This is a genomic window from Humitalea sp. 24SJ18S-53, assembly GCF_050632385.1.
GTDB lineage: Bacteria > Pseudomonadota > Alphaproteobacteria > Acetobacterales > Acetobacteraceae > Humitalea.
The window spans coordinates 4485827-4502218 of record NZ_CP192599.1 but is presented as its reverse complement, the minus strand read 5'-3'; the positions used below and the strand labels follow the sequence as shown (position 1 = coordinate 4502218).

Here is a 16392-nt window from a genome sequence, read left to right as displayed (position 1 = left end):
GCATTGATCGTCAATTTGTATTGACACTCTAATTTGTCTTCCTAGACTGACACTCACGGGAAGGGTGGAACTCCAACAATGGACACCGTCGCTATCGTCATGACGGCACCGCAGGCGATGGCGGTTCGGCGACTCGACCTGACGCCCCCCGGCGAATCCGACGTCGTCGTCGATGTGGATTGGAGCGGCATCAGCACGGGTACGGAACGCCTGCTCTGGTCGGGGCGCATGCCGTCCTTTCCGGGAATGGGGTATCCCCTGGTGCCGGGCTATGAGGCTGTGGGCCGCGTCACCGCCGCCGGCAAGGCATCCGGCCGGCGCGATGGCGATACCGTCTTCGTCCCCGGGGCACGCTGCTTCGGCATGCTGGATGGCATGGAGGTGCGCGGGCTGTTCGGTGGCGCCGCGAAGCGGCTTGTCGTGCCGGGCGCGCGCACCACGCGCATCAAACCGTCCTTGGGCGAACACGGCATCCTGATGGCCTTGGCGGCGACCGCCTGGCACGCGATCTCGGCCGCTGCCGCGCTGCCGCCGGATCTCATCGTCGGGCATGGCGTGCTCGGGTGCCTGCTGGCGCGGCTGACGTTGCTGACGGGCGCGGCGCCGCCCACCGTCTGGGAGACCCAGGCCGCGCGCCTGACCGGTGCCGCCGAATACCCCGTGCTGCGGCCGGAGGATGACGAACGCCGCGACTATCGCGCGATATACGATGCGAGCGGCGACGCAGCGGCACTCGATGGGCTGATTGCGCGCCTCGCGCCGGGCGGCGAGATCGTCCTGGCGGGCTTCTATGCCGACCGTGTCTCCTTTGCCTTCCCGCCGGCCTTCATGCGGGAGGCGCGGCTGCGCGTCGCCGCCGAATGGCGCCATGCCGACATGCTGGCGGTGGCGGAGATGATTGCCGAGGGTCGCCTCTGCCTCGACGGTCTGATCACCCACCGTGCCCCCGCGGAGCAGGCCGAACACGCCTATCGCACCGCCTTCGACGACGTCGCCTGCCTCAAGCTCGTCCTTGATTGGAGAAGCGCTGCATGAATGCTCCCGTCGTCAATGCGCAGGGTGCGCCCTCGGCAGTGTCCATGGTCGATCGGCTGCGCGCCGAAGCCGCCATCGCGCCTGAGCCGGTGGCGACAGCGCCGCCCAGCAAGAAGACTCAGGTCATCGCAATCTACGGTAAGGGCGGCATCGGCAAGTCGTTCACGCTGGCAAACCTCAGCTACATGATGGCGCAGCAGGGCAAGCGCGTGCTGCTGATCGGCTGCGATCCCAAAAGCGACACGACCAGCCTTCTTTTCGGCGGAAAATCCTGCCCGACCATCATCGAGACCTCCTCGCGCAAGAAGGCCGCGGGTGAGCCGGTTGCGATCGGCGATGTCTGCTTCAAGCGCGACGGCGTCTTCGCGATGGAACTTGGTGGTCCAGAAGTCGGTCGCGGTTGCGGTGGGCGTGGCATCATCCACGGTTTCGAATTATTGGAGAAACTGGGCTTCCACCAGTGGGATTTCGACTACGTGCTGCTCGACTTCCTGGGCGACGTGGTCTGCGGCGGCTTCGGCCTGCCGATCGCACGCGACATGTGCCAGAAGGTGATCGTCGTCGGATCGAACGACCTCCAGTCGCTCTATGTCGCCAACAATGTCTGTTCGGCGGTGGACTACTTCCGCAAGCTTGGCGGCAATGTCGGCGTCGCGGGCATGGTGGTGAACAAGGATGATGGCACGGGCGAGGCCGCGGCCTTCGCCGCCGCGGCTGGCATCCCCGTCCTTGCAGCCATCCCGGCGGATGATGACATCCGGCGTAAATCCGCGAATTACGAAATCATCGGCCGGCCCGGCAGCCAATGGGCAAGTCTGTTCGAATTTCTGGGCGAACAGGTGGCTGCGGCGCCGCCGTTGCGTCCGACGCCACTCACCCAGGATGCGCTGCTCGGTCTGTTCAAGGGTGAGACGGTTGGCCGGCACGTCGTGTTGAACCCCGCCACGATGGAGGACATGTGCGCAGCGGAAGTGTTGCACAAGCCGTCCCTCGAAGTGGTCTATGAGGGGAGCTGAGCCGGTGGACACGCTCGCGACAGGCTGCCATGGCGGGCGCGAGACCATGCTTGATGCCGCGCGCGCCGCGGGGAAAAGCGATGTCATGGATCGCTTGGCCGCGGATTACCCGCGCGGCCCGCATGACCAGCCGCAATCCATGTGCCCGGCCTTCGGTTCGTTGCGCGTCGGGCTGCGCATGCGGCGGGTGGCGACGATCCTGTCGGGGTCGGCCTGCTGCGTCTATGGGCTGACCTTCACCAGCCATTTCTACGGTGCCCGGCGCAGCGTGGGGTATGTGCCCTTCAATTCCGAAACGCTCGTCACCGGCAAGTTGTTCGAGGATATCCGCGACGCCGTCCATCAACTGGCCGACCCTGCGCAGCAGGATGCCGTGGTCATCATCAACCTCTGCGTGCCGACGGCGTCGGGCGTGCCCCTTGATCTGTTGCCGAAGGTTCTCAATGGCGTCCGCATCATCGGCATCGACGTGCCGGGTTTTGGTGTGCCGACGCATGCCGAAGCGAAGGATGTCCTGGCTGGCGCCATGCTGCGCCACGCCCGCCTGGAAGCCGAGTCCGGCCCCGTCGCCCGCCCGCAGGCAATGCAGGACGGCACGCGCAGTGTCGCGCTGATCGGGGAGTTGTTCCCCGCCGACCCGCCGGGTATCGCTGCCCTGCTCGCGCCGCTCGGACTCGGGATCGCACCGCAACTGCCGGCACGTGAATGGCGTGACCTGTATGGCGCGCTGGATTGTGCCGTGGCGGCGGCTATCCATCCCTTCTACGTCGCTTCCATCCGTGAATTTCGCAATGCCGGCCGCCCCGTCGTCGGCTCCGGCCCTGTCGGCGTCGATGGCACCGCAGACTGGCTCGATAGCATCGCGACGGCCGCCGGTGTCACCCAGGTGCAACGCGAGGATGCCAAGGCGCGCGCGCTGCCGGCGATCCGTGCCGCCCTCGCGGCCAATCCGATCAGCGCCCGTGTCACAGTCTCGGGCTATGAAGGTTCTGAACTCCTCGTCGCGCGGCTCCTGATCGAGGCCGGCGCCGAAGTCCCCTATGTCGGCACCGCTTGTCCGCGCACGGAATGGAGCGAGGCGGATCGCGCCTGGCTCGCGGCCCGTGGCACGCATGTGCAGTACCGGGCGAGCCTGGAGCAGGACATGGCCGCGATGCGGGATGTCAGGCCTGACCTGGCGCTTGGCACCACGCCGCTGGTGCAGAAGGCGAAGGAACTGGGAATCCCCGCGCTGTACTTCACCAACATGGTCTCGGCGCGGCCGCTGTGCGGACCCGCCGGCGCTGCCTCGCTCGCCGGCATTGTCGCAGCACAGACCCGCGGGCGCGAACGCTTCGGCCGCATGGTCTCCTTCTTCGCCGGCGTCGGCACGCCCGACGGCGCGGGCTATGGCTTCCGCGAACGTCCGGTCGATCCGCCCGGCTTCCGCGAGCGCCAGCGCAAGCTGCGTGCGGCGCGGGCCAAAGCCGAAGAAGCGGTGGGGACCTGACGCCGATGCTTGTCATCGATCACGACAGGGCCGGCGGATACTGGGGCGCGGTCTATGCCTTCAGCGCCGTGCGCGGATTGCGCGTGGTGATCGACGGTCCGGTGGGCTGCGAGAACCTGCCGGTCACCGCCGTGCTTCACTACACCGATGGATTGCCGCCGCATGAATTGCCCATCGTCGTCACGGGCATCGATGAGGATGCGCTGACGCAGAACGGCACCGAAGCGCTGCTGTCGCGCGCCGCCGCCACCCAGGATGCCGACCTGCCCGCGGTGGTCGTCACCGGTTCGATCGCCGAGATGATCGGCGGCGGCGTGACGCCGGAGGGATCGAACCTGCGCCGCTTCATCCCGCGCACCATCGACGAAGACCAGTGGCAGGCCGGCGACCGCGCCATCAACTGGCTGTGGACCGAATTCGGCGCGAAGCGCATCCGCCCACCACGCCCCCGTAAGGAGGGTGAGCGCCCGCGCGTCAACCTGATCGGTCCTATCTACGGCACTTTCAACATGCCATCGGACCTCGCCGAGATCCGCCGTCTGGTCGAGGGTATCGGCTGCGAGGTCAATCTGGTCTTCCCGCTGGGCAGCCACATCGAGGATGTGCCGAAGCTCGCCGATGCCGAGGTCAATATCTGCCTCTACCGCGAATTCGGCGCGCGGCTGTGCGAAACGCTGGAACGCCCCTGGCTGCGTGCGCCGATCGGCATGCATGCCACCACCAACTTCCTGCGCAAGCTGGGCGAACTGACAGGGGCCGATCCTGAACCATTCATTGAACGCGAGAAACACACAACGCTGAAGCCACTGTGGGATTTATGGCGCAGCGTAACACAGGATTTTTTCGCCAGCGCCGCCTTCGCCATCGTCGCGACCGAGACCTATGCACTCGGCATCCGGCGCTTCCTGTCGGAGGAGCTCGGCATCCCCTGCGCCTTCAGCTTCGGCCGCAAGCCGGGCGAGAAGACCGACAATGCGGCGGTGCGCGAGGCGATTGCGCGCACCCCGCCGCTGGTGCTGTTCGGCTCGTTCAATGAACGCATGTATGCCGCCGAAAGTGGCTGTCGGGCCCAATATATTCCCGCCAGTTTTCCCGGCGCGATCATCCGCCGCGCCACCGGCACGCCCTTCATGGGATATGCCGGCGCGACCTACCTCGTGCAGGAGTACTGCAACGCGCTGTTCGACGCGCTGTTCCACATCCTGCCGCTCGGCACGCAGCTCGACCGCGCGGCGGTCGCGACGCCGGTCCGCGCTGCGGTCGCCGAAAGCTGGGAGGATGCGGCGCGTGACCTGCTGGACGCGCATATCGAGGACGCGCCATTCCTGGTCCGCATCTCCACCGCCAAGCAGTTGCGCGAACAGGTCGAGGAAGCGGCGCGCGCGGCCGGCGAGGTGCGCGTGACGCGCGCGCGTGTCGAAGCCTCACTGGGCCTTATGCGAGAGGCAGCGCCCGCATGAGCGCGCGTCGCAACATCCTTTTCGAGCGGCCTCAGTGCCGTCCGACCTCCCTGGATGCACGCATCCAGGGAGTTCAAGCGCCGACCTGGTTCTGCCGGGTCGAACGCCGCATCCGGCCCAGTGGGCCGTATGTGTCCCTGCCGCGCGGGAGATGTGCGGTAACCGGCCCTCGGGCCGCCATCCGAAAGGCCCCATAATGGCCAGCACGGAAGGATCTATCAGCGGCCTCACGGAGACCGAGGCGAAGGAATTCCACGGAATCTTCGTCTCGAGCTTCATCGCCTTCACTGTCATCGCGATCATTGCGCACATCCTGGTGTGGATGTGGCGTCCCTGGCTTCCAGGGCCGCGCGGCTACACCGAACTTCTGGATGGCGTCACGACCGCGGCGACCTTCCTCGTCTGAAAGGAGCGCAGGACATGTGGCGACTTTGGCTGTTGTTCGATCCGCGTCGCGTACTCGTCGCACTCTCGGTCTTCCTGATGACCCTGGCGTTGCTGATCCACTTCATTCTGCTCAGCACCGACCGGTTCAACTGGATCGAGGGTCCGCGACCCGCCCCGGTCGTTTCGGCGCCCCGGTAGCGGAGACCGCCCGGCGACGGGACGGCAGGGTGGTCCCCACCGTGCCCCCCGCCGCCGGGCTCCCTTCAGGCGACCTTGCGTCGCCGCAGGTTGGCGGGAGGACACGCCCATGGCGATGCTGTCATTCGAGAGGAAGTACCGCGTCCGCGGCGGAACTCTGGTCGGCGGTGACCTGTTCGATTTCTGGGTCGGGCCATTCTACGTCGGCTTCTTCGGCGTCACGACGATCTTCTTCGCCACGCTCGGCACGGCGCTGATCCTGTATTCCACGGCGCTCGACGGCGTGTGGAATCCTTGGAAGATCTCGGTCGCACCGCCTGATCTCGACTACGGCCTCGCACTCGCGCCACTGCGCCAGGGCGGATTCTGGCAGGCGATCACGGTCTGTGCCCTGGGCGCCTTCATCTCCTGGGCGCTGCGCCAGGCGGAGATCGCGCGCAAGCTCGGCATGGGCCTGCACATTCCCTTCGCCTATGGCATGGCGATCTTCGCCTATTTCACGCTGGTGGTGATCCGGCCGGTGCTGATGGGCGCCTGGGGGCACGGTTTCCCCTACGGCATTTGGACCCACCTCGATTGGGTGTCCAACGTCGGCTACCAGTACCTGCACTTCCACTACAACCCGGCGCACATGCTGGCGGTCAGCTTCTTCTTCGCCACGACGCTTGCGTTGTCGATGCATGCTTCTGTGGTTCTCGCCGCCATCAATCCGGCGCGGGGCGAACCAGTGAAGACCTCCGAGCACGAGAACACCTTCTTCCGTGACGCCATCGGCTATTCGATCGGCACGCTCGGCATTCATCGCCTCGGGTTGTTCATCGCGCTTTCGGCTGGGTTCTGGAGTGCGGTCTGCATTGTGATCAGCGGTCCGTTCTGGACCCGCGGCTGGCCCGAATGGTGGGGCTGGTGGCTCAACCTGCCCATCTGGGCGCGGTGAGGGAGGACCGGTCTATGGCTGAATACCTTAACCTCTTTACCCGCGTTCAGGTGCGCGGGCCGCTCTATGCCGGCGTGGCGATCGGGCGCGACGAACGATACCGGGGCCGCGGTAGAGGCTTCAGCTACCTGATGGGCAAGATCGGCGATGCGCAGATCGGCCCGCTCTACCTCGGCCATCTTGGCGTGTTGTCGCTGGTCTTCGGCTTCGTCGCTTTCGAGATCATCGGCTTGAACATGCTGGCCTCGGTGAACTGGAGCCCGGTCGAGTTCGTCCGGCGCCTGCCCTGGCTGGCGCTGGAACCACCCTCGCCGGCCTATGGGTTGCGCTTCCCGCCGCTTCGTGACGGCGGATGGTGGTTGATGGCGGGCTTCTTCCTGACGCTGTCGGTACTGCTGTGGTGGGCCAGGCTGTATCGCCGCGCGCGACAGCTCGGCCTTGGGACGCATCTGTCCTGGGCCTTCGCCGCGGCGATCTGGCTGTACCTGGTGCTCGGCTTCATCCGCCCGCTGCTGATGGGCAGCTGGTCAGAGGCGGTGCCCTTCGGCATCTTCCCGCATCTCGACTGGACGGCAGCCTTCTCGATCCAGTACGGCAATCTCTTCTACAACCCGTTCCACGCACTCTCGATCGTATTCCTTTATGGATCGACGCTGCTCTTCGCGATGCATGGCGCGACCATCCTCGCCGTCAGCCGTTTTGGTGGTGAGCGTGAGGTGGAGCAGGCCGTGGATCGCGGCACCGCGGCCGAGCGCGCCGCGATCTTCTGGCGCTGGACCATGGGCTTCAACGCCACCTTCGAATCCCTGCATCGCTGGGCCTGGTGGTTCGCAGCCTTGTGCCCGATCGCTGGCGGAATCGGTATCCTGCTGACCGGGACGGTGGTGGACAATTGGTACGCCTGGGCCATGCAACGCGGCTATGCGCCGACCTATCCGTCGGTTGCGCCAATCCTGCTCGACCCGGCACTCGGCGTGGGAGGCAGCCGATGAAATACCGCTTCCCCCTGGCCCTGGCATTCCTGTTCACGGCCTTCCTGGGCGTGGTCTTCGCGCTGCAGGCCTTCGAACACCCGCCCGTGCTCAGCGCGCAAAGCGGCTTCCGCGGGACCGGCATGGTCCAGGTCGCCAATCCGCGGATCGAAGCCGCCCTTTGGGCGCGAAACCAGCTACCGGAAGCCCCGGATGCCGCCAGCGCCGAGGGTGACCGGGCCTCCGAGATCTACGAGAACGTGCCCCTGCTGGGGCATCTCAGCATCGAGCAATTTGGGCGCATCATGCAGGTGATGACCGAATGGGTCTCGCCGGAGGCCGGTTGCAACGGCTGTCATGTCGAAGGAAATTTCGCCTCCGACGACAACTACCGCAAGCAGGTGGCGCGGCGGATGATTGAGATGGTGCGCCACGTCAACAATGGCTGGACCAGCCATGTGCAGCAGACTGGCGTGACCTGCTACACTTGCCATCGTGGCCGGCCGGTGCCCGAGCAGGTCTGGGCGGCTGTCCCGGAACAGGGCGCGCGTGGTATGGCGGCATCCCCACGCATGCAAAACCGGGGGGAACCGAGCGTGGGGCTGACATCGCTGCCGCATGATCCGTTCTCGCATTACCTTCAAGGGTCGCAGAACATCCGGCTGCAGGGGCCGACACCGTTGGCGTCCGGCACCCCGCATTCGGTGCAGAATGCCGAATCTGTCTACGGGCTGATGATAAACCTGTCCTCGGCGCTTGGGGTGAATTGTACCTTCTGTCACAATACCCGCGCCTTCTCCCCCTGGGATGAAAGCCGCGGCCCGCGCCTGACGGCTTGGCACGGCATCCGCATGGTGCGGGATTTGAACAACAACTATGTGGGGCCGTTGCGGGATATCCTGCCGGCTGACCGGAGGGGGCCGCTGGGCGATGCCCTGCAGGTCAATTGCGCCACCTGCCACCAGGGTGTCAGCCGACCACTCCTGGGCGCCCCGATGCTGCGCGATTACCCGGAACTCGCCATGCCGCCGGCACGGTGAAGTCAGCCACCATCACGGTTTGCAGGCCTGGCGACGACTAGGCCTGCAAAGCCCATTGATTTGGTCTAGAAAGATACTGGGTCGGGGCCAAAATCACCTTGGCACCGCTGGAACGTACCATGAACAGAGTCAATTTCGCGCAGCCTGACATCACCCTTACGCTCGATTGGGAGGGCGTGATCCGCACGGCTGCGCATTCCAGCGCCATTCCAACGGAACAAGTTGCCGACTGGGTCGGCCGCCCGTGGATCGATACTGTTGGCGATTCGGGCGGCGACTGGATTCGCCGGATGCTCGATGACGCGCGCAACCGCGGTGTTTCCGCCTTCCGCCAGGTGCGCCAGCGCTTTCCGAGCGGCCTCGAACTGCCGATCGAATACACCACCGTCAGGCTGGGCGGTGAGGCCGGGCTGATGGCCATCGGCAAAAACCTGCAGGCGGTGGCCGAGCTTCAGTCGCGCCTGATCGCTACGCAGCAGGCCCGGGAACAAGACTACTGGAAACTGCGCGAAATCGAGACGCGCTCGCGCCTGCTCTTCGATGCCTCGAATGAAGCGGTGCTCGTGGTCGAGGCTGAATCGCTGCGCGTCATCGAAGCCAATCCGGCAGCGATCCGCGCCATCGGCCTGGCCCCGGGCTGGGAGTTCCTGCGCGAGGTCGCGCCGCGCGACGAGGAGGCGTTCCGGGGCATGCTGCGGCGCGCGCGCGAGCAGGGCCGCGCCCCTGGCATTCTGGTACACCTCGGCGCCGAGCGCGCCTCATGGCTTGTTCGTGCGACGCTCATGACGCGGGATCCCGGCCCCGTCTTCCTCCTGCAGCTTGCCAGCGCCGCGACGGACGCGCACTCGGCCGCGCGCGGTACCCTGCTGCGGGTCGAGGAGATGGTGGAGCGCCTGCCCGACGCCTTCGTCGTGACTGACCAGGACGGCACGGTGCGGCGCGCCAACAAGGCCTTCCTGGAACTGGTGCAGGTCGCGACAGAGGCCGGCGTGCTTGGCCAGTCGGCCGGCCGCTGGCTTGCCCGGCCGGGATCAGGTCTCGGCGTGCTGCTTGCCAGCCTGCACGATCATGGCGAGGTCCGCCTGTTCCCCACCGTCATAACCGGCGAGGTCGGGCTTGAGGCAGAGGTGGAGATCTCCGCCGCCAGCAGCGGGATCGGGGGTACCCGAGCCATCGGCATGGTGATCCGCGACGTCGGCCGGCGCATCCGCGATCGCTACGGCAGTTCACCCCTGCGCGACGCCATGGGCGCCATCGAGAAGGATATCGGAACGACTCCCCTGCCTGCCCTGGTGCGACGCGTGGCCGCGGCGCTGGAGCGGCACTGCATCGAACGTGCCCTGGCGCTCGCCGATGGCAACCGTACCGCGACGGCCGAGCTGCTGGGCCTCAGTCGCCAGAGCCTCTACGCTAAGCTTGGCCGCTACGGCTTCCACGCCGGGCTCGATGAGGATGCGGAGGAAGCCGGGTGACCGACGCGTCCAGGCTGGCACAGACCTTCCTGCCGCCCTTTGGACAGGCTGACCTGTCGAATTGCGAGCGCGAGCAGATTCACCTGGCGGGTTCGATACAGCCACATGGCGCGCTGCTCGTGCTTCGCGAACCCGACTTGGCGGTGATGCAGGCAAGCGCCAATAGCGCGGCGTTCCTCGGCTGCGCCGGGGCGGAGGTGACGCTCGAGGATCTTGGCGCCGACCTGGTGGCGCGCATCGCCCCCATTCTGACCGAGCGGATGGACGCGGTGCCGATCGCCCTGCGTTGCCGCGCCGGGCCTGCCGCCATCATGTGCGACGTTCTGGTGCACCGGCCGACCGGCGGTGGCCTGGTGGTTGAGCTTGAGCCTGCCGGCGAGACGGTGGACTTTGCACATCAGGTCGAGAAGGCCCTCCAGCGGCTGCTGGCGACCTATACGCTGCAGGCGCTGTGCGACGAGGCGGCACGGATCTTCCGCGATGTCACCGGATATGATCGCGTGATGATCTATCGCTTCGACGAGGAGGGCCATGGCGAGGTCTTCTCGGAGCAGCGGCGTCAGGACCTGGAGCCGTTTCTCGGCAACCGCTATCCCGCCTCGGACATCCCGCAGATCGCGCGGCGCCTGTATGAGCGTAACCGCGTCAGGGTCCTGATCGACATCAACTACACGCCGGTACCGTTGGTGCCGAGGTTCTCCACCCTGACCGGGGCGGAGCTCGACATGTCGCTGTGCGTGCTGCGCAGCTCGTCGCCGATTCATGTGCAGTATCTCAGGAACATGAGCGTCGCGGCGACGCTGGTCGCCTCCATCATGGTCGGTGGCCGGCTCTGGGGGCTGGTGTCGTGCCACCACTATATTCCGCGCTTCGCGTCCTTTGAGATTCGGGCCGTCTGCGAATTGCTGGCCGAAGCCCTCGGGACGCGGATTTCCGCCCTCGAAAGCTTCTCCCAGGGCCAGGCCGAGATGGGCGTGCGCCGGCTGGAACAGCGCATGGTCGAGGCGATTTCGCGCAAGGGCGACTGGCGCGTGGCGCTGTTCGAGGCAGCCGACGCCTTGTTGGCCCCGGTGGGCGCCGTCGGCGCCGCGCTGTTGTTCGAAGGCCAGGTGCAGACCGCGGGCGAAGTGCCGGGCACCGCCGAGTTGCGGGAGATCGGTCGTTGGCTGGATGAACAGCCCCGCGCGCCGATGACTGCGATCAATGCGCTCGGCCAGCGGGTGCCGACCTTGGCGCGCCTCGCGCCGGTTGCGAGCGGGTTGATCGCTGTCTCGATCTCCACCGCGCCGGGTGAGTACCTTCTGTGGTTCCGCCCGGAACGCAAGCGCATGGTGACCTGGGGTGGCGACCCGACCAAGCCGGTTGTTGTCGGCAACAATCCGGCGGATCTCTCGCCACGCCGATCCTTCGCGCAGTGGCGCCAGCTTGTCGAAGGCACCGGCGATCCCTGGACGCCGCGCGACCTGGCGGCCGCCCGCATCATCGGTGAGACGGTCACCGATGTGGTGCTGCAGTTCCGTTCTGTCCGGGTGCTGATTGCGCAGGACCAGCTCAATCTGGTGCGGGGGCAGGTGCTGGCCTCCGACCTGCCGGTCGTGATCTGCGATCCGTCCGGATCCGTCCAGCTCATCAACGACGCCTTCGAACGATTGCTCCCCGATGCCGTCCGCCCCTTGCCACGGGAGATGAGTGAGCTGCTGTGCTGCTTCACCGATGATGAACTTATTCGGCGTCGTCTGCGTGACCTGCTCGGCAACCTCCGAAGCTGGCGTGGTGAGGTACGGTTGAAAGCGCGTCATGGCGAAAGCCAGGCGCTTCTCGTGCGCGCCGATCCGGTCTTCTCCGCACCGGATCGCGTGCTGGGCTTCGTGTTCCTGTTCAACGACCTGACCCGACGCAAGGAGGCCGATGCGGCGCGCCGGCACTTCCAGGAGGACATTGTCCACGGCCAACGTCCGCGCGCCGGCCGCCTCGGCTCGCAGGAAGACCTCGTGTTCCGTACCCTGCTCGCCTCGGTGGTGGAGAATGCGCAGCTTGCGGCGCTGGAGATCACCGACGGAGTCGAAGCCGAGCGGATGCCCGAGTTGCTGGAAAGCGTGCGGGCTTCCGTCGCGCGGACGGCGGATGTGCTTGAGGTCCTGATCTGGCACGCGCGCCACCTGTCTGCGAAGCGTCCCTAGGCCTGGACAGGATTATGCCGCCGCAGCCTGTTTCCGCCGGATCCTACGAGCATGGTTCGGTCCGCGACGCATTGCGGCAGGCGACGGGCACGATCCATGAGCGGCTGCACCAGCTTCCTGCCTTGCGCCGCCTTGCCGGGGGCAGCATGTCGCGCGGCGACTACATCGCATTGCTGCGGCAGTTCCTCGCATTTCACTTCGTCATCGAGGATCGGCTGGCGCAAGGGCCAACCTTGAGCGTGCACGGCATCGATATTGCCGAGCGTCGGCGATCCGGCGCGCTGTTGGCGGATCTCGAAGCGCTCGATGCGCCGGCCACGCTTCCACAGCCGCCGGCATTCTGCGACCTGCCGATACCGCCTTCAGCCGCTGCCGCGATGGGCTACCTCTATGTCAGTGAGGGTTCGAGGCTGGGCGGGCTCGCCCTGGCGCGGTCCCTGGACGGGCTGCTGCCGCCAGGCGACGTGGCCGGACGACGCTTCCTCCTGGGCTATGGACCGCAGCATGGGCGCATGTGGCGCGCCCTATGCGATGCGATCGAAACCCTGGGCGCGGCCGACGACGCCCGAAGCGCGATGATCGCGGCGGCGGTCGAAGCCTTCATCGTGTTTGAAAGGCATGTCGGGACCGCGAGTCCGACGTAAGGCTCGCCCGTGGCTGCCGACCCTCGGCCCTTTCCAGCGCGTCAGCGCCGGCTGCGCACCCCCACCGCCCAGCTCTGTTCATCCGCGCGCGCGTCATAGGCCAACCCGCGCCGCGCGACCCAGACATTGACCAGGTGGAACAGCGGGATCACCGCCGCATCATCCATCGCCAGCCGCACCGCATCGGCCAGCAGGGTCGCGCGCTGCGCGTCATCCAGCGTGGACAGGGCCCGCGCGGTCAGCGCATCCATCGCCTGGTTCGCATACCCGGTCACGTTGGACACACCGCGCCCGGCGGCCCGGTCGGTGGTGCCGAGGATATTGACCAGCCCGCCGCCGGCTTCGGCGGTGTTGTTGCTCCAGCCCCAAAGCCCCATCGCGAATTCATGGCGCAACCCGCGCGGGGAGTAGATCGAACCCGGCAATGCCTCCACCGTCGTCGCGACGCCGATGCGCGTCCACATCTGCGCGATCGCCTGCGACAGGGCCGCGTCATTGGGGTAGCGGTCGTTCGGCGTGTGCAGCACCAGGCGGAACCCCTGGGGGAAGCCGGCCTCGGCCAAGAGGCGTCGCGCGCGGTCCATGTCCAAGGTCGGGGTAGGCAGATCGGCGATGCTGCCTGGCGTGCCCGGCGGCATCCATTGCCCGGTGGGGGTCGCCGCGCCGTTCATCAACCGCTCCGCCAGCGCCGCGCGGTTCAGCCCGAGCGACAGCGCCTGCCGCACTCGCCGGTCGCGCATCGGGTTCACCGCCAGCGGCTGGCCCGCGAGGTCCATGGCGAACGGCGTCGAAGGCTTGTCCACGTCGGGGCCGAGGAAGATGATGCGCATCCCCTGCGTCGTGATGACCGACACCCGGTTGTCGGCGCGCAACTGTTCCACATTGGACAGCGGCGGCTGGTCGATCATGTCGACATCGCCGGCGAGCAAGGCCGCGACCCGCGCCCCGGCATTGGGGATGGCGCGTAGCGAGACGGTCTCCCATTCCGGCGCTTGCCCCCACCAGGCCGGGTTGCGCACCAGGTCCACGCGGTCGCCGCGGACGAAGCGCACCAGCCGATAGGGACCGGTGCCGATGGCGGCCTTGCCGGAATTGTAGTCCTCGGTCGTCGCATTCTCGCCCGCGTGGCGCGAGACGATGGCGACGTTGGCGAGGTCACCTGGCAGGTTCGGCGCCGGGGTATGGGTGTGCAGGTGGACGGTCAGCGGGTCCACCACCTCCACCCGCGCGATGGCGCGCAGAAAACCGGCAAAGCTGCTCGGGCTGTTCGGCACATTGGGCGCGCGCGCCAGGCTGAAGGCGACGTCATCGGCGGTGAAGGGCTGGCCATCCTGCCAGGTCACGCCCGGGCGCAGGGCAAACGCCCAGACGGTGTCGGAGACCGGAGTCCAGGACTGCGCCAGCCCCGGCTGCAGCGACGCATCCGCCCCGCGCTGCACCAGGCGATCGAAGACATGCAGCGCCAGCGTCAGGTTTGCGGCCAGATTGTAGAAATGCGGATCGACCGAGCCCGACAGCGCGGCCAGGCCGATGCGCAGATCCTGGGCCTGCGCCGGTCGTGGCGCGACAGGCAGCAGCATCAGGCCCGCAAGGGCCGCGGCGAGCAATTTTGGACGGTTCACGAGCATTTTCCTGAAGCAGCGCGATATCGCATGCAAGAAACCGACCGCTACGGCCGCCAGACGGCGCCCAGGGCCTCGGCCCCGCGGACATAGGCCGCGGCGTCCTCCTCCAGCAGCAGCCTGTCCCGCACCAGATCGGCGCCGGCGGCGCGGGTCGCTGCGATGAAGGCCGCCTGCGTCGGCCAGCGGGCCGCGACGCTGGGCCGTGGGTCGCCGGGGGCGCGGGCGGCATCGGTGCGGGCGAAGGGCATGAAGCTGCCCTCGCGGTCGCAGGGTTCGCGCGCGATGTTTTCGGCGCGGTAAAGGTTCCAGCCGGTATAGGTGCCCAAGGGCACGGCGATATCGGGCAGCAGCACGCCCGCGCGTTCATTGCCATCCGCATCCACCGCCGGCACCAGCGGCCGCCAGCCGACATCGGGCCGCGTGCCCGCGACCCAGTCGATGACCGGCGCGATCGGCGTGACCCCGGGCGGCAGGTGCGCGATGGGCGGGAAGCCGCCCAGGACCGTCTCGGCCGGAACCAGCGTGCCATCGGCCAGGCGCGGCACGCGGGAGGGTGGGGGCGCGCGCCCCTCGGTCACCCAGGCATCCAGCGCCACCAGAAGCGCGCGCAGCAGCGGCCCCGCGCTATGCGGATTGTTCGGGTTGGCGCAATTGCCGGGCGCCACGCCCTGGCCCGCGCGGCCGCCGTGCTTCGTGCCGGCCACCAGGTAATGCCGCGCGCCGGCGACCTCCGGCAGGTCGGCGGTCGCATCGGGCGTGGTGTGGGTCAGGCCCGCGCCCTTCTGCCAGTATTCGGTGGAGGTATTCACCTCCAGCACCAGCGGATCGGTCGCGGGATCGCGGCCTGCGCCCCGCGCCAGCGGAAACCAGTGTTCCGGAAAAGCAAAATCCTCGTGCCAGGTCGCGGTCCGGTTCGGCTGGGCAAAGCGTTCGTTGATGAACACGCGCCCGGCGCCGCTGATATGCGCCAGCACGCCGTCAAATACCCGGCGCCCTGCCTCATCGGCATTCATGCCCAGGTCGATGTGGTGCCGCAGATAGCGCCCCGCCTGCGAAATCCCGACACCCAGCACCCCGCGCACCGGTAGATCCGCCATCGGCGCGCCGCCATGGCGCAGCCAGGATGCGATGTCCCGGGTCGCGGCGAAGCCGATGCCCAGCGGCCTTGGGTCGCGCGCGGCATAGGTCGCCTCGTAGATCGCACCGGCTTCGAAACGCCCGCCACCAGGCAGGCGGATCGCCTGCGGCCCCGCGACCTCGAACGCCACATCGACCGGCGCCTGCGCCCGGGTCCAGCGCATCGTCAGCCGCAATGCTGCCGGCGGCGCCAGCGGATAGGAGAGTGGCGCTGTCGTCGCGGTCGCCGGCAGGCGCGTGCCAAAGACGAATTCATCGCGGATCGTCGCGGTCAGCCCGGCCAGGACCGGCACCTGCAGGCGCAGGTTGCCGCCGCCCTGCGGCACGTCGGGGTCCCAGCCGTTCCACACCATCGCCGCCCCTTCCGCCAGGGGGCGCCCGAGGCCGACGCTCTCCTCCGTCGCCAGCGCGTTCAGCGCCGCCTGGTTCGGCAGCGATGCGTCATAGAGGTAGGCGAAGAGGAATTTGCGCCCGCGATTGGTGACCTCATGCACCAACCTGCCGTTGAAGCGGGCGGGATCGGCCGGGCGCAGCAGCGTGACCTCGCTGCGGTATTCTACCCGGCCGGCGGCGTTGCGCGGGGCGATGGCCAGATCGGCGATGACGGCGTTGCGCGGATCGGCGGGGTCCAGTTCGCCATGCGCGACACCCTGGATCACCACATACGCGCCGGCGCCGAAATTGGCGGGGAAAGCGGTGCGCGAGGTTTCCTCGAAGCGCACCACATGCGCCATCGCCGGTGTCGACAACAGAAGCACGACGGCCGCGACTCGTAGCATGCCCAGCCCCCCGTATGCCGCG

The 16392-nt window shown here is 67.5% G+C and carries 14 protein-coding genes; 12 read left to right on the top strand and 2 right to left on the bottom strand.

The features are described from left to right. Positions 1–78: 78 nt before the first annotated feature. The 12 genes from bchC to ACQW02_RS21565 all read left to right on the top strand — a co-directional run bounded on the left by bchC (position 79) and on the right by ACQW02_RS21565 (position 12829). Positions 79–1035: a chlorophyll synthesis pathway protein BchC gene (gene bchC, locus ACQW02_RS21620; RefSeq protein ID WP_431281975.1), complete on the top strand. Its 957-nt coding sequence runs from the start codon at positions 79–81 to the stop codon at positions 1033–1035. Beyond that, positions 1032–2051 (top strand): chlorophyllide a reductase iron protein subunit X, encoded by a 1020-nt coding sequence (locus ACQW02_RS21615; RefSeq protein ID WP_431281974.1) that lies wholly within the window; start codon positions 1032–1034, stop codon positions 2049–2051. Before bchC ends, ACQW02_RS21615 begins: the two co-directional genes overlap by 4 nt. An 85-nt stretch (positions 2052–2136) precedes the next feature. Continuing rightward, on the top strand, positions 2137–3540 hold the full coding sequence (gene bchY / locus ACQW02_RS21610; RefSeq protein WP_431281973.1) for a chlorophyllide a reductase subunit Y: 1404 nt from the start codon (positions 2137–2139) through the stop codon (positions 3538–3540). 5 nt (positions 3541–3545) lie between these two features. Continuing rightward, complete coding sequence (gene bchZ, locus ACQW02_RS21605) at positions 3546–5000, top strand: chlorophyllide a reductase subunit Z (RefSeq protein WP_431281972.1); 1455 nt, start codon at positions 3546–3548, stop codon at positions 4998–5000. 196 nt (positions 5001–5196) lie between these two features. Next, entirely contained in the window at positions 5197–5406 is a 210-nt protein-coding gene (pufB, locus tag ACQW02_RS21600; protein ID WP_431281971.1) for a light-harvesting antenna LH1, beta subunit, read from the top strand. 14 nt (positions 5407–5420) lie between these two features. Further along, entirely contained in the window at positions 5421–5585 is a 165-nt protein-coding gene (pufA, locus tag ACQW02_RS21595; RefSeq protein ID WP_431281970.1) for a light-harvesting antenna LH1, alpha subunit, read from the top strand. Between the two features lie 109 nt (positions 5586–5694). After that, on the top strand, positions 5695–6522 hold the full coding sequence (gene pufL, locus ACQW02_RS21590) for a photosynthetic reaction center subunit L (RefSeq protein WP_431281969.1): 828 nt from the start codon (positions 5695–5697) through the stop codon (positions 6520–6522). A gap of 14 nt (positions 6523–6536) precedes the next feature. Beyond that, complete coding sequence (gene pufM, locus ACQW02_RS21585) at positions 6537–7514, top strand: photosynthetic reaction center subunit M (RefSeq protein ID WP_431281968.1); 978 nt, start codon at positions 6537–6539, stop codon at positions 7512–7514. Continuing rightward, positions 7511–8533, top strand: a complete 1023-nt coding sequence (gene pufC, locus ACQW02_RS21580; protein WP_431281967.1) for a photosynthetic reaction center cytochrome PufC — start codon at positions 7511–7513, stop codon at positions 8531–8533. Before pufM ends, pufC begins: the two co-directional genes overlap by 4 nt. Before the next feature lie 119 nt (positions 8534–8652). Next, the gene (ppsR, locus tag ACQW02_RS21575) at positions 8653–10005 is read left to right on the top strand and encodes a transcriptional regulator PpsR (RefSeq protein WP_431281966.1); all 1353 of its coding nucleotides are present in this window, start codon (positions 8653–8655) and stop codon (positions 10003–10005) included. After that, a complete protein-coding gene (locus ACQW02_RS21570) occupies positions 10002–12185 on the top strand; it encodes a GAF domain-containing protein (protein ID WP_431281965.1) in 2184 nt (727 codons plus the stop codon). The genes ppsR and ACQW02_RS21570 overlap by 4 nt, the downstream gene beginning before the upstream one ends. A gap of 14 nt (positions 12186–12199) precedes the next feature. Next, positions 12200–12829, top strand: a complete 630-nt coding sequence (locus ACQW02_RS21565; protein ID WP_431281964.1) for a biliverdin-producing heme oxygenase — start codon at positions 12200–12202, stop codon at positions 12827–12829. A gap of 41 nt (positions 12830–12870) precedes the next feature. Here the strand turns inward: ACQW02_RS21565 and ACQW02_RS21560 are convergent, their stop codons facing one another. Further along, complete coding sequence (locus ACQW02_RS21560) at positions 12871–14457, bottom strand: ABC transporter substrate-binding protein (protein ID WP_431281963.1); 1587 nt, start codon at positions 14455–14457, stop codon at positions 12871–12873. Positions 14458–14498: 41 nt separating this feature from the next. After that, complete coding sequence (locus tag ACQW02_RS21555; protein ID WP_431281962.1) at positions 14499–16370, bottom strand: alpha/beta hydrolase domain-containing protein; 1872 nt, start codon at positions 16368–16370, stop codon at positions 14499–14501. Positions 16371–16392: the final 22 nt, after the last annotated feature.

Excerpts from the sequence above, each read along its gene's own strand:
- bchC (WP_431281975.1), top strand. The coding sequence starts at position 79 with ATGGACACCGTCGCTATCGTCATGACGGCACCGCAGGCGATGGCGGTT.
- ACQW02_RS21615 (WP_431281974.1), top strand. The coding sequence starts at position 1,032 with ATGAATGCTCCCGTCGTCAATGCGCAGGGTGCGCCCTCGGCAGTGTCC.
- bchY (WP_431281973.1), top strand. The coding sequence starts at position 2,137 with ATGGATCGCTTGGCCGCGGATTACCCGCGCGGCCCGCATGACCAGCCG.
- bchZ (WP_431281972.1), top strand. The coding sequence starts at position 3,546 with ATGCTTGTCATCGATCACGACAGGGCCGGCGGATACTGGGGCGCGGTC.
- pufB (WP_431281971.1), top strand. The coding sequence starts at position 5,197 with ATGGCCAGCACGGAAGGATCTATCAGCGGCCTCACGGAGACCGAGGCG.
- pufA (WP_431281970.1), top strand. The coding sequence starts at position 5,421 with ATGTGGCGACTTTGGCTGTTGTTCGATCCGCGTCGCGTACTCGTCGCA.
- pufL (WP_431281969.1), top strand. The coding sequence starts at position 5,695 with ATGGCGATGCTGTCATTCGAGAGGAAGTACCGCGTCCGCGGCGGAACT.
- pufM (WP_431281968.1), top strand. The coding sequence starts at position 6,537 with ATGGCTGAATACCTTAACCTCTTTACCCGCGTTCAGGTGCGCGGGCCG.
- pufC (WP_431281967.1), top strand. The coding sequence starts at position 7,511 with ATGAAATACCGCTTCCCCCTGGCCCTGGCATTCCTGTTCACGGCCTTC.
- ppsR (WP_431281966.1), top strand. The coding sequence starts at position 8,653 with ATGAACAGAGTCAATTTCGCGCAGCCTGACATCACCCTTACGCTCGAT.
- ACQW02_RS21565 (WP_431281964.1), top strand. The coding sequence starts at position 12,200 with ATGCCGCCGCAGCCTGTTTCCGCCGGATCCTACGAGCATGGTTCGGTC.
- ACQW02_RS21560 (WP_431281963.1), bottom strand. The coding sequence starts at position 14,457 with ATGCTCGTGAACCGTCCAAAATTGCTCGCCGCGGCCCTTGCGGGCCTG.
- ACQW02_RS21555 (WP_431281962.1), bottom strand. The coding sequence starts at position 16,370 with ATGCTACGAGTCGCGGCCGTCGTGCTTCTGTTGTCGACACCGGCGATG.